The organism is Brevundimonas sp. KH_058 (genome assembly GCF_057838505.1).
This window is the reverse complement of record NZ_CM174469.1, coordinates 2,750,998-2,763,168: the sequence shown is the minus strand read 5'-3', so window position 1 is coordinate 2,763,168 and position 12,171 is coordinate 2,750,998. Positions and strand designations below refer to the sequence as shown.

Annotated in this window: 12 protein-coding genes; 1 reads left to right on the top strand and 11 read right to left on the bottom strand. The window is 66.1% G+C overall.

The window, feature by feature from the left end:
• Nucleotides 1-76 precede the first annotated feature (76 nt).
• The 3 genes from AC3ISA_RS13640 to AC3ISA_RS13630 all read right to left on the bottom strand — a co-directional run bounded on the left by AC3ISA_RS13640 (nt 77) and on the right by AC3ISA_RS13630 (nt 2,607).
• Nucleotides 77-1,117: a rod shape-determining protein gene (locus AC3ISA_RS13640; protein WP_017504801.1), complete on the bottom strand. Its 1,041-nt coding sequence runs from the start codon at nt 1,115-1,117 to the stop codon at nt 77-79.
• Nucleotides 1,118-1,340: 223 nt separating this feature from the next.
• Nucleotides 1,341-1,796: a hemerythrin domain-containing protein gene (locus AC3ISA_RS13635; protein WP_372691863.1), complete on the bottom strand. Its 456-nt coding sequence runs from the start codon at nt 1,794-1,796 to the stop codon at nt 1,341-1,343.
• 97 nt (nt 1,797-1,893) lie between these two features.
• Entirely contained in the window at nt 1,894-2,607 is a 714-nt protein-coding gene (locus AC3ISA_RS13630; RefSeq protein WP_489178284.1) for a TVP38/TMEM64 family protein, read from the bottom strand.
• A 125-nt stretch (nt 2,608-2,732) separates the two neighbouring features.
• Between AC3ISA_RS13630 and AC3ISA_RS13625 the strand changes: the two genes are divergently transcribed.
• Nucleotides 2,733-3,938 (top strand): pyridoxal phosphate-dependent aminotransferase, encoded by a 1,206-nt coding sequence (locus tag AC3ISA_RS13625; RefSeq protein ID WP_489178283.1) that lies wholly within the window; start codon nt 2,733-2,735, stop codon nt 3,936-3,938.
• A 51-nt stretch (nt 3,939-3,989) separates the two neighbouring features.
• Here AC3ISA_RS13625 and AC3ISA_RS13620 read toward each other — a convergent pair whose 3' ends face one another.
• The 8 genes from AC3ISA_RS13620 to serS form a co-directional block, all read right to left on the bottom strand.
• Nucleotides 3,990-4,265 (bottom strand): hypothetical protein, encoded by a 276-nt coding sequence (locus AC3ISA_RS13620; protein ID WP_489178282.1) that lies wholly within the window; start codon nt 4,263-4,265, stop codon nt 3,990-3,992.
• 88 nt (nt 4,266-4,353) lie between these two features.
• Nucleotides 4,354-5,343 (bottom strand): protein translocase subunit SecF, encoded by a 990-nt coding sequence (gene secF, locus AC3ISA_RS13615; RefSeq protein WP_489178281.1) that lies wholly within the window; start codon nt 5,341-5,343, stop codon nt 4,354-4,356.
• A complete protein-coding gene (gene secD, locus AC3ISA_RS13610) occupies nt 5,343-6,935 on the bottom strand; it encodes a protein translocase subunit SecD (RefSeq protein ID WP_489178280.1) in 1,593 nt (530 codons plus the stop codon). Before secD ends, secF begins: the two co-directional genes overlap by 1 nt.
• A 34-nt stretch (nt 6,936-6,969) precedes the next feature.
• Nucleotides 6,970-7,287, bottom strand: coding sequence for a preprotein translocase subunit YajC (yajC, locus tag AC3ISA_RS13605; RefSeq protein ID WP_372691854.1), 318 nt, complete (start codon nt 7,285-7,287; stop codon nt 6,970-6,972).
• 104 nt (nt 7,288-7,391) lie between these two features.
• Complete coding sequence (locus tag AC3ISA_RS13600; protein WP_489178279.1) at nt 7,392-8,513, bottom strand: peptidoglycan DD-metalloendopeptidase family protein; 1,122 nt, start codon at nt 8,511-8,513, stop codon at nt 7,392-7,394.
• A 176-nt stretch (nt 8,514-8,689) separates the two neighbouring features.
• A complete protein-coding gene (locus AC3ISA_RS13595; protein ID WP_463432755.1) occupies nt 8,690-9,334 on the bottom strand; it encodes a protein-L-isoaspartate(D-aspartate) O-methyltransferase in 645 nt (214 codons plus the stop codon).
• A complete protein-coding gene (gene surE, locus AC3ISA_RS13590) occupies nt 9,331-10,125 on the bottom strand; it encodes a 5'/3'-nucleotidase SurE (RefSeq protein WP_489178278.1) in 795 nt (264 codons plus the stop codon). Before surE ends, AC3ISA_RS13595 begins: the two co-directional genes overlap by 4 nt.
• Before the next feature lie 169 nt (nt 10,126-10,294).
• Nucleotides 10,295-11,716, bottom strand: a complete 1,422-nt coding sequence (gene serS / locus AC3ISA_RS13585; RefSeq protein WP_489178277.1) for a serine--tRNA ligase — start codon at nt 11,714-11,716, stop codon at nt 10,295-10,297.
• Nucleotides 11,717-12,171: the final 455 nt, after the last annotated feature.

The window sequence follows — 12,171 nt, the reverse complement described above, 5'->3', positions numbered from 1 at the left end:
GGCCGGAATGGAACCGTGATCACGCAGGCCTGACAAGGATTTGCGGCCAAGCTTTCGCCTGGCCGCAACGAACGGATCAGAGCGCGGAGTCGAGCACGCCCTTCATCCAGCGCGGGTGTTCAAGAACGCGGCCGCAACCGATGGCCACGCATGACAACGGATCGTCGGCCACCGAGACCGGCAGGCCGGTGTGGTCGCGGATCTCGACATCCAGGCCGCGCAGCAGAGCGCCGCCGCCCGTCAGCATGATGCCCTTGTCGGCGATGTCGGCGGCCAGTTCCGGCGGCGTGGCTTCCAGCGCGACCTTCACGGCCTCGATGATCTGCGTGACCGGCTCGGCCAGGGCTTCGGCGGCCTGGCGTTCCGAGATACGGACTTCGCGCGGCACGCCCTGCATCAGGTCGCGACCCTTGACCTCGATCGACAGGCCTTCGCCGTCGGCCGGGATACGGGCGGTGCCGATGTCCTTCTTGATGCGCTCGGCGGTCGTTTCGCCGATCAGCAGGTTATGGTTGCGACGCATATAGCTGATGATGCTGTCGTCCATCTTGTCGCCGCCGACGCGGACCGAACGCGAATAGACGATGCCCGACAGCGACAGGACGGCGACTTCCGTCGTGCCGCCGCCGATGTCGACGACCATCGAACCTGTCGGCTCGTGGATCGGCAGGCCGGCGCCGATCGCGGCGGCCATCGGCTCGTCGATCAGGCCCACGCGGCGGGCCGAGGCGTTCAGGCAGCTGTCGTTGATCGCGCGACGCTCGACCGCCGTGGCGCCCGACGGCACGCAGACGATGATCTTGGGATTCACGAAACCCTTGCGGTTATGAACCTTGCGGATGAAGTGCTTGATCATCTCTTCGGCGACTTCGAAGTCGGCGATGACGCCGTCGCGCATGGGGCGGATGGCCTCCATGTGACCGGGGGTGCGGCCCAGCATCTGCTTGGCCTCTATGCCCACGGCGTGAACGACCTTGCGTCCCCCGACATTGCGCAGCGCCACGACCGACGGCTCGTTCAGGACGATGCCCTTGCCCTTCATGTAGATCAGGGTGTTGGCGGTGCCCAGGTCCATCGCGATGTCATTGGAGATCGCGCCGAAAAGGGAAAAACTCATGGGAATCGATACCGTTCTTAGCTGGCAGGGCGTCTTCTGATTTCACAGTCGACCTGGCGACGCCCCAACTGTCTCGACATCCCCACGCCGGACAGTTCCTGATCGTCTTCGCCACGCCTACTAGCGGCGGGTGTGCCTGTATGAAACCGGGATTACAAGCCCTGATGACGGTCTCGTCATATAGGGTTCGCATCGGGCGACCGACCGCCTGTGGATGCAAACCTCACGCCTCCCCCACGCCCTCGCCCCGCACGGAGCCGGAACCGGCGTCGGCCGCCTCCATCGCCGGATAAAGCGTGTCGTCCTCTCGCGCGACACGGTGCGCCAGGGCGCCGATCAGGCCCTTGGTCGCCGTCGCGAACCGGCTCCGGTCCGAAACGATCTTGGCCTGCGTCCACTCGTTGAAATAATGCGTCCAGGCCCCGCTGACCGCGCCCATGTCATCGACATAGTCCTGCGCTAACTGACGAACCGCAGGGTCGTGCGACGTCATCAGCACCGGGTACAGTTCGCCATCCTCTATCACGAGATGTTCGATCAAGGCGGCGTTCAGCGCTCCCATCAGTTCGCGGGCGCGGCCGGCGTCTTCAGTCGTCTTCAGGCTTTCGGCCACCCCGCCCAGCGCGCTGGCCAGGCGGATGATCCGACGATGCTGAGCCTTCAGTATCTCGACATCCATCGTGACACCTCCTTGGGCCTCAACATGCCTCTGACGACTAGAGGGCGTCTAAAGGCAAAATTACTGAAAATCCCTCAGTAACAGCACCTTCCCCGCCTCACTCGCCACGGGCGATCTCGCGCCGCTTCACCAGTTCTCGCACCACCAACATCAGCACCAGCCACGCCAACGCCACGCCCGCCAGAATGGCCGAGGTCCAGATCCCGTCGCCGCTGACCGCCGTCATGAACGATCCGCCGAAGAAGGCCACCAGCGCGGTCTTGGGCAGCACACCCAGGGCGCATCCAGCCAGGAACCCCGGAAACGACGCCCGCGCCGCGCCAAACGCCATATTGACGACGATGAATGGGGCGGACGGCACGTTGCGGATCATGAAGCTGGCGTAGAAGGCGTTCTTGCCGACGAACCGCGTCAGCCGTCCGATCGTCTTGCCGCCATGCCGCTCCAACAACCGCGCCGTCGGTCCCCGCCCCAGCCAATAGGTCACGCCCGCCGACACAACGGTCGCGATCCAGCTGTAGAGGAACCCGAACCACGGCCCGAACGCCACGACGCAGGCGGCGATCAGGATGAACTGCGGCGCGCCGAAAAAGGCCGCGACCGTGAACACCACGATGGCAGCCACCAAGCCCCACGGCCCCTGACGGAACCCGGCCAGCCAGTCCTCCAACCGGCCCTCGGCATCCAGCCCCAACTGACTCTTGCCCACCGCGAACAGGGCGATCATTGCGCCCAGCAACAGGGCCGTCGCCAGCACGGCGCGCCAGCGACGCGCCTCCATATTCGACAGGAAATCGATGATCCAGCGCATCACAGGCGCCGCTTATCACCCCGTCCACGTATTGGCGAGCTTCAGCGCATTGTCCCGCGCCGCGACCGCGCGTAAACAACCCCGCCCTCCCCAGGCAAGAATCTTCCAAAACCTATGGGATAGTCATGTCCAGCCTGCAATCTTCCGCCCTCGCCCGCGTCAAGCCTTCGGCCACCATCGCCGTGACCGCTCAAGCGCGAAAGCTTAAAGCCGAGGGTCGCGACGTGATCGGCCTGGGCGCCGGCGAGCCGGACTTCGACACCCCCGAAAACATCAAACAGGCCGCCATCGACGCGATCCATCGCGGCGAGACCAAATACACCGACGCCGACGGCATGCCCGAGCTGAAGGCCGCCATCGTCGCCAAGTTCAAGCGCGAGAACGACCTCGACTACACGGCGGCGAACATCCACGTCGCGCCGGGCGGAAAGCCCGTCATCTTCAACGCCCTGGTCGCCACCCTGAACCCCGGCGACGAGGTCATCGTGCCCGCCCCCTACTGGGTCAGCTATCCCGACATGGTGCTGCTGGCCGGCGGCGAGCCTGTGACGGTGATCGGCGAGGAAAAGGACGGTTTCAAACTGCTGCCCGCCGTGTTGGAGGCCGCGATCACGCCACGCACAAAGTGGCTGATCCTGAACAGCCCCTCCAACCCCACCGGCGCCGCCTATACCCGCGCCGAGTTGGAGGCTCTCGCCGAGGTGCTGCGTCGCCACCCGCACGTCTGGGTGCTGACCGACGACATGTATGAGCACCTCGTCTATGGCGACTTCGAATATACCACCATCGCCCAGGTGGACCCGGACCTGATCGACCGTACACTGACGGTCAACGGCGTCTCGAAGGCCTACGCCATGACCGGCTGGCGCATCGGCTATGCGGGCGGCCCCAAGCCGCTGATCGACCTGATGCGCAAGGTCGCCAGCCAGACCACGTCAAACCCCGCCAGCATCAGCCAGTGGGCGGCGGTCGAGGCCCTGAACGGAACCCAGGACTTCATCCCTGAACGCAAGGCCGCCTTCGAGCAGCGTCGCGATCTGGTCGTGTCGATGCTGAACCAGGCCACCGGCGTCACCTGCGCCACGCCCGAGGGCGCCTTCTACGTCTATCCGTCCATCGCCGGCCTGATCGGAAAGACGACGGAGACGGGCGTGGTCATCGACGGCGATTCCACCTTCGCCGCCGAACTGCTGAACGCCGAGGGCGTCGCCGTGGTCCAGGGCGAGGCCTTCGGCCTCAGCCCCTATTTCCGCATCAGCTACGCCACGTCTGACGCCGTGCTGGAAGAAGCCTGCACCCGCATCCAGCGCTTCGCTGCGTCGCTGCGCTAAGAACAGACGGGCGAGGGCTTCGGCCTTCGCCCGTTATCGCCGATCTCAGGCCTACTTAGCCGACTGCGCATACACGACCCGGCACTCGCCATCGACGGTCGTGTACCGGTTGTTCGCGGCATCCACGAAGGCGATCCGTCCGCCGTCGTTGTATTCGACCTTGCCCGTCGAGCGCCCCTTGAAGTTCTCGACTCCATAGGTCCAGCAGGTGATGTCCGCCGGCGTATCGCCCCAGGTGGCTCCGTTGCGGGCGCGCCGGCTGTCGGTGCAGGCGGACAGACCACTGATCAGGGCGATGGCGGTTACGGTGATGACGAGAGCTTTCATAAGCTTAGCCTTGCATGAACACGGCAGAAGAAAAAGGCCGCCCTCGCAAATGCAAGGGCGGCCTGATTTTCCACGACAGCGCCTGCCTCTACGGCCGGCTGGCCATGCCCAGCTTCACCGGCTTGGCGTCGTCGGCCAGCGTGCCGCGCTTGACGCCCCACAGCAGGATGATGGGCGCGCCGACATAGATCGACGAATAGGTGCCGACCACGATGCCGAACATCAGGGCGATGGAGAAGCCGAACAGGGCCTCGCCGCCGAAGAAGGCCAGGGCCGCCAGCACCATGACGGCGGTGACGCCGGTGATGATGGTCCGCGACAGGGTCTCATTCAGCGACAGGTCGATCACGTCGCGCAACGGCATGGTCTTGTACTTGCGCAGGTTCTCGCGAAGACGGTCGAACACCACGACGGTGTCGTTCATCGAATAGCCGATGACGGTCAGGATCGCGGCGACCATGTTCAGGCTGAACTCCAGCTTGAACAGCACGATCAGCCCGAACGTCAGGATCACGTCGTGCAGCAGGCCGACCACGGCGCCGAAGCCGAACTGCGGCTCGAACCGGAACCAGATGTAGAGGAACATCAGCGCGATCGCGACGCCCAGAGCCAGCAGGCCCGAGGTGAACAGCTCGCCCGACACCTTGGAGCCGACGACGCTGACGCCGGAATAGGTGACCTGACCGACCGCACCGCTGATGGCGCCCTCGACCTGGTTGACAACCTGGGTCTGGTCGCGGCCTTCCGGCACCTGGAAGCGCAGGATGGCGGTCGAGCCGTCATCCGCATTGGTGTCGCGTCGCGCGATGCCCTGCACCTGGACGTCGCCCAGGTTCAGGCCGTTCACGGACTCGCGCACGCGGTCCAGTTCGATCACCTGACCGGCCGGCTTGGACACCTCCATCGAGGCGCCGCCCCGGAAGTCGATGCCCATGTTCAGGCCGGGATAGAAGCAGGACACGATCGCCGCGATGCACAGCACAATCGAAAGAACGCCTGCGCCGCGCGCATATTTGACGAAATGGAAGTTCGTCTTCTGCGGCAGCAGTTTGATGAGGGGCCATCCACGCATCGCCATCACTCCGCGATCGGCAGTTTTTTGGGCTTGGCCGTCTTGAGCCAGTAGCCGAGCAGGACCTGGGCGACCAGGACCGAAGAGAAGACCGAGGTGAAGACGCCGATGGTCAGGGTCCAGGCGAACCCGCGCACCGGACCTTCGCCGAACACGAACATGATGCCCGCCGCGACCAGGGTCGTCAGGTTGGCGTCGATGATGGTGCCCATGGCCTTGTTGAAGCCGGCGTCCATCGAGGCGATCACGCTGCGGCCCGACCGGGCCTCGTCACGCATCCGCTCGTAGATCAGAACGTTGGCGTCCACCGCGACCGCGAATGTCAGGATCAGACCCGCGATGCCCGGCAGGGTCAGCGTCGCCTGCGTCAGCGACATGGCCGCCACGATCAGCACGCCGTTCAGCACCAGACCGACCACGGAGACGCCGCCGAACAGGAAGCCGTAGGCCAGGATCATGAACAGCACGATGATGCCGAAGCCCACCGCCGTGGACAGGCCGCCCGCCTGCACCGCATCGGCGCCCAGCTCGGCCGTCACCGTCCGACGTTCCTCGACGTTCAGCGGCGCGGGCAAGGCGCCGCCGTTGAGCAGGTTCACCAGGGTCGAGGCTTCCTGAATGGAGAACTGCCCGGTGATCTGGCCCGACCCGCTGGTGATCGCGCTCTGGATCGTCGGGGCCGAGATGACCTTGCCGTCCAGGATGATGGCGAAGGGCTTTTGCAGGTTGGCGGCCGTCGCTTCGCCGAAGCGGCGCGCGCCGGCGCCGTCGAAGCGGAAGTCGATGGCGGGACGGCCGCTCTGGTCCGAACCGACGCCTGCACGGGTCAGGTTCTCGCCCGACACCAGCACGCGCTTCTTGACCAGATAGGGGGTGCCGTCCTCGCCGACCAACAGTTCGGAATCCGGCGGCACACGGCCGGCCTGGGCCTCGGTGACCGAGTTCTCGACGTCCACCATCTGGAACGTCAACTGGGCCGTCTGGCCGATGACTTCTTCCAGCTTGGTCGGATCGCTCTCGCCCGGCGCCTGGACCACGATCCGGTCGGCGCCCTGGCGGGTGATGGAGGGTTCGCGCGTGCCCAGGCTGTCGATCCGGCGGCGCACCACCTCGATCGACTGATCCACGGCCGTCGCGCCCATGCCGTTCAATGCGGCGTCGGTATAGGCGAAGCGGACGCGGTTATCGCCGATGCGGCTTGCGGTGCGCTCGACCTGACCGCCAGGCCCCGCCTGACCGCCCAGTTGTTGCAGCGCCTTGAACGCCGCATCGCTTTGGGCCGGATTGGCCAGGGTCGCGATCACGCCGCCGGCTTCGCGTTGGAAGCCGTTGGTGGCGATGCCCGCGCCGCTCAGCGTGACTCGAACGTCTTCGATCAGGTTGGTGACGCGCTTCTCGCGCATCGCCGGCACATCGACTTCCAGCAGCAGATACGAACCGCCCTGAAGATCCAGCCCCAGGTTCAGCTTGTTCTTGGGCACGAAGCCGGGAAGCGCCGCGCGCTGGGAATCCGACAACAGGTTCGGAAACGCCAGCAGACAGCCGAAGACGGCCGCGACGACGACGAGAATGACTTTCCAGCGCGACAGCTGAATCATGAGGGCGGTCTCGGTTCAGCGATACGCGAGCGTATCAGGCCTTGGAATCGTTGGCGGCGATGGCGGTGCGGTTGCGCACCTCGGCGATCATCGACTTGACCACGCGGACGTTGACGCTGGGCGCGATCTCGACGTTGACCTCGGCCTCTTCGACGCGGGTGACCTTGCCGATCATGCCGCTGCCCAGGACGACCGTGTCGCCACGCTTGACGGCGGCGATGGCGGTCGCATGTTCCTTGGCGCGCTTCTGCTGCGGACGGATCAGCAGGAAGTAGAACAGGATGAAGATGCCGATGATGGGCGCGAAGCCGATCAGTTGCGCCACCAAGCCGCCGTCAGCCGCTCCGCCCATGGGTAGTCTCCGAACACAGAAGGGGCAGCCCTCGTCGGCGCCCCATTAAAACGAGGCGCGGAACCTAGGGCCGCGCCTCGCGGATTGCAACGCGGCTAAATCGATCAGCGCGGCAATACGGTCAGGGGATCGACCGCGACGGGGTCGTCGCCGCGCATCTGGCGGGTCTCGAAGTGGATCGAGGGGCGTCCGTCGCCGGCCGTCAGACCCACGGTGCCGATCTGCTGACCGGCCCGCACATCCTCGCCGTCCCGCACCGTCGCCGAGCCCAGATGGCCATAGACCGTGCGCCAGCCGTTGGCGTGGACCACCAGAACCGTCAGCCCCTGCCCCACCAGATCGTCGCCGACATAGGCCACACGCCCGGCGGCCGAGGCGCTGACCGCCGCACCCGCAGAGGCGCCGATGTTAACACCGTTGTTGCGCTCGCCCATGCCGACCGGCCCGAACCGCCGCACGATGTCGCCGCGCACGGGCCACAGCAGGTTCGGCTGTCCGGTCGCCACGGGGCCTTGCGCGGCAGGCGCCTGGGCCGGTCCCGACGTGAAGGGTTGCGTCACAGGCCGCGTCTGCACCGGCAGGGCCGCATTACCCGAGGGCGGCGGCGGCGGCGGCGGGATCACGCCGTTGTTCGGCACCAGCACGCCGACAGGCGACGCGCCGGTCGCATAGGGATCATTGCCGGTATCCACCGCCGCTTCCGGCAGGATGACTCGCTGACCGGTCGTGATGGCGCCGCGCGGCCCCAGACCGTTCAGGTCGATCAAGGTCTGCACCGGCGTCTGGAACCGCCGCCCGACGCCCGAGATCGTATCGCCGGGCTGGATCACATAGGCCGCCCCCGGACGAACAGGCGCCGACGACGACGGATAGGGCGTCGGCGTATAGGCTGGTTGTTGAGCGGTCGGCGGCTGATAGGTCGGCTGGCTCGGCCCCACGCTGACAGTCGGCGGCAAGGCCCCGCCCTCCACCTGGCCGATTGGCGCCGTCGCGGGCGGCGGCGATTCATAGGGACGATATGGCTGGCTCTGGCTCGGATTCTGAGCCCCGTTCGGATAGGCCGGCTGCTGCGGATAGGCGCCCTGCCCCGATCCTTGGCCCTGGGCCTGCGCCGGATTCGCATGCGTCGAATAGCGCGGCTCGGACGGATAGCTGATGCAGGCCGCCGTGCTCAGCGACGCCCCCGCCACCAGAACCGCTCTCATCCAGCCCGAAATCACCGCCACCGGCTGCTCCTCATATGGTTAAACTCGCCCGCCCGGTGTGCCCGCTCGCGCCTCATAAGCCAACCCCGCAATCATCGCGGAATTGGGGCGGGGAAGGTCGTGAGGGGTGACTGGTGAATCGTGATTGGCTTTCGCACACTCGGAATCACGACTCACGAATCACCATTCACGCCCACTTACCCCTCCTTCGCCGTCCCCTCGACCAACGGCACGAACCGCACCTCGGTCAGGCTCTCACGGTGGAACGAGCCGTCGCCCTGCCCGACATACCGATGCAACATCTGCACCGACGTCCGTCCCACCGGCGCGACCAGCACCCCGTTCGGCTTCAGCTGTTTCAGCAGTTCGGTCGGCTCGGTCGGGGACGCGGCCGTGACCATGATCCGGTCGAACGGCGCCTGCTCGGCCCAGCCCAGGCCGCCGTCGCCGTGCTTGGTGATGACGTTGTCGATCTGAAGCGTGCGCAGTTTCGCCTCGGCCTCGACCAGCAGGCTGCGATACCGCTCCACCGAATAGACATAGCGCGCCAATCGGCTCAACACCGCGCACTGGTATCCGCTGCCGGTGCCGATCTCCAGCACCCGGTGGCGCGCCTGCACCTCCAGCGCCTGGGTCATCAGGCCCACGATATAGGGCTGGCTGATCGTCTGGGCGCAGTCGATCGGCAGGGCCTGATCCTCCCACGCCTGATCCAGAAACTTCTCGTGGACGAAGACCGCCCGGTCGATGCTTTCCATCGCCTTCAGCACGCGCGGGTCCGTGACCCCCTGCTGCCTCAGCGACAGGATCAGCCGCCCGGCCCGGTCGTCGTGCAGGTTCATGCAGCCGTCACCACAGTTTTAGGCGGCGCCCCGCCCAACACCTTCTTCAGGTCATGCACGCTGGTCATATGCGTCAGGTCGATATGCAGCGGCGTGACCGAGATCCGCCCTTCCTCAATGGCCCTCAGGTCCGTGCCCTCGGCATGCTCCTGCTTCTCGCCGCGGAAGCTCATCCAGTAATAGTCGCGCCCGCGCAGATCGACGCGCCGCACCGCATGCATCTCGCCCACGTTGCGGAAGCCCTGGGTCGTCACCTCGACCTGGTCCACCGCCTCCGGCGGACGGTTGGGGAAGTTCAGGTTCATCACCACCCCATTCGCCCACTTCTGGTCCAGCAGGCGGCTGATGATCGCCGGCGCGAACGCCTCGGCCGTCGCCCAATGCGCCACGACCTCGTCGTGGAACCGCTCCAGGCTCTGGCTCAGAGCGATGGAGCGGATGCCGAACGCCATCCCCTGAAGCGCGCCCGCCACCGTGCCGGAATAGCTGACGTCCTCGCCGATGTTGTGTCCCCGGTTCACCCCCGACAGCACCAGGTCCGGCTTGTCCGGCATCAGGTCGTTGACCGCCAGCACGACACAGTCGGTCGGCGTCCCCGTCACCGCAAACCGTTTCTCGCCCAGGTTCATCACCCGCAGCGGCTCGGTCAGGGTTATCCCCCGCCCCTTGCCCGACTGCTCGACCGCAGGCGCGCACACCCAGACATCGTCGCTTAGCGTGCGCGCAATTCGCTCAAGACATTCAAGGCCTTCCGCCTCGATGCCGTCGTCGTTGGTCAGCAGGATTCTCATGCCTCACCTCCCTGTTCGCGAAGGCGAACGGGGAGGACAGGTCGGAGCATCGCGACGACCAGGAGGGGGCGACCCGGCGCCCGACGTTCGACACCTGGTCGCCCCCACCTGACCGCTACGCGGTCTGTCCTCCCCACGCGCCTCCGCGCGCGGAGAGGTGAAGGACGGCTCACTTGGCAGCTCCAACATGGGTCAGACCGCCCATATACGGCTGCAACACCGCCGGCACCGCGATCCGCCCGTCGTCCTGCTGATAGTTCTCCATGATCGCCACCAGCGTGCGACCGACCGCCAGGCCCGAACCGTTCAGCGTATGGACGAACTCGGTCCTCTTCTCGCCGGCCCGCTTGAACCGCGCATCCATGCGCCGCGCCTGGAAGTCCCCACAGTTCGAGCAGCTGCTGATCTCCCGATACGTCCCCTGGCTGGGCAGCCAGACCTCCAGGTCGAACGTCTTCTGCGCCGAGAACCCCATGTCGCCCTTGCACAGCAGTATCCGCCGGAACGGCAGCTCCAGCGCCTTCAGCACGGCCTCGGCGCAGGCCGTCATCCGCTCATGCTCGGCGTCGGAGTCTTCCGGCCGCGCGATCGACACCATCTCGACCTTGGAGAACTGGTGCTGACGGATCAGCCCGCGCGTATCCCGCCCCGCCGACCCCGCCTCGGCCCGGAAACACGGCGTCAGCGCCGTCATCCGCATCGGCGTCGCCAGTTCGTCCTCAGACAGGATGGTTTCGCGGACGAGGTTTGTCAGGGAGACTTCGGCAGTTGGGATAAGGAAACGGCGGTCGGTTTTAAAATCATGTTCGAATTCGAAGAATTCAGCCGCCAGGGAAGCGGACGCATCACTTCCATTTTCTTGAGCGAGAACTAGCGCCTCGCCTAACTGCATCCTCAAGCGATCAAGCTTCACGCTTCCGGCGCTAAACAAATCCTCCTCGAACTTCGGCAACTGCCCGGTGCCGAACATCGCCTCGTCCCGAACCAGCAGCGGCGGGTTCACTTCCAGATATCCATGCTGATCCGTCTGCAAATCTAGCATGAACTGGCCCACGGCACGTTCCAGCCGCGCCAGCTGGCCCTTCAGCACCGCGAACCGCGCGCCCGACATCCTGGCCGCCCCCTCGAAGTCCAGCATCCCCAGGGCCTCGCCTAGGTCGGCGTGATCCTTGGCCAGACCCGTGCGGCGCGGATCGCCCCAGGTTGAGACCTCGACATTGCCCGCCTCGTCCTCGCCGTCCGGCACATCCTCGGCCGCAAGGTTCTTCTGCGCCGCCAGAATGTCGCGCAACTCCTTGCCGACGCGCGCCTCGTTCCCGGCCGCCGCCGCGATGTCGCCCTTCAGCGCCTCGACCTCGGCCTTCAGCCGGTCGGCCTCGGCCATGTCCTTGCGTCCCATGGCGGCGCCGATCAGCTTGGACGCCGCATTGCGCTTGGCCAGGGCGTCCTGCCCCGTCGTCTGGGCATGACGCAGCTCGCCGTCCAGCCGCAGGATGTCCGCCACCAGTCCGTCCGCCTCGTCCACCCCGCGCGACGACCAGCCCGCCACGTAAACCTGGGGGTTCTCGCGAATGGCTCTGATGTCGTGCATGGTCTGAAACTTCAGCTGGGCGGGAGAAGCCGAACGCTCTACCCGCCCACGCGGTCACGGGCAACGCGCGAAGGCGGATGCATCGTCTCCCGTCCATACAATTGGGCAGACTCTCAAAGCCCACAGACGCCTCTCCCTCCCCTTCATGGGGAGGGACGATCGCGCAGCGATCCGGGTGGGGCCGTAAGAACGGGCGCGGCGCTTCACACGCCCCCACCCCGGCTGCGCTTCGCTACGCCGCCCCTCCCCATGAAGGGGAGGGAGAAACGCGCCTCAACGCGCGCAATGACGCTGGTCCATTCGTAGCGAATCCAGCCACTTGCCGATTTAAGTCCCCGATCTCCTGCCCACGGGGTCAAACCGCCCCATAATACACCCGTCCCGTCGCACCGGAGGGCTCGCTTGGCCTGCGACCTTGCGGCGGCGGGAGCGGATGGAACGGGAGCGGGTCTGAA

Excerpts from the sequence above, each read along its gene's own strand:
- AC3ISA_RS13640 (WP_017504801.1), bottom strand. The coding sequence starts at position 1,117 with ATGAGTTTTTCCCTTTTCGGCGCGATCTCCAATGACATCGCGATGGAC.
- AC3ISA_RS13635 (WP_372691863.1), bottom strand. The coding sequence starts at position 1,796 with ATGGATGTCGAGATACTGAAGGCTCAGCATCGTCGGATCATCCGCCTG.
- AC3ISA_RS13630 (WP_489178284.1), bottom strand. The coding sequence starts at position 2,607 with ATGCGCTGGATCATCGATTTCCTGTCGAATATGGAGGCGCGTCGCTGG.
- AC3ISA_RS13625 (WP_489178283.1), top strand. The coding sequence starts at position 2,733 with ATGTCCAGCCTGCAATCTTCCGCCCTCGCCCGCGTCAAGCCTTCGGCC.
- AC3ISA_RS13620 (WP_489178282.1), bottom strand. The coding sequence starts at position 4,265 with ATGAAAGCTCTCGTCATCACCGTAACCGCCATCGCCCTGATCAGTGGT.
- secF (WP_489178281.1), bottom strand. The coding sequence starts at position 5,343 with ATGGCGATGCGTGGATGGCCCCTCATCAAACTGCTGCCGCAGAAGACG.
- secD (WP_489178280.1), bottom strand. The coding sequence starts at position 6,935 with ATGATTCAGCTGTCGCGCTGGAAAGTCATTCTCGTCGTCGTCGCGGCC.
- yajC (WP_372691854.1), bottom strand. The coding sequence starts at position 7,287 with ATGGGCGGAGCGGCTGACGGCGGCTTGGTGGCGCAACTGATCGGCTTC.
- AC3ISA_RS13595 (WP_463432755.1), bottom strand. The coding sequence starts at position 9,334 with ATGAACCTGCACGACGACCGGGCCGGGCGGCTGATCCTGTCGCTGAGG.
- surE (WP_489178278.1), bottom strand. The coding sequence starts at position 10,125 with ATGAGAATCCTGCTGACCAACGACGACGGCATCGAGGCGGAAGGCCTT.
- serS (WP_489178277.1), bottom strand. The coding sequence starts at position 11,716 with ATGCACGACATCAGAGCCATTCGCGAGAACCCCCAGGTTTACGTGGCG.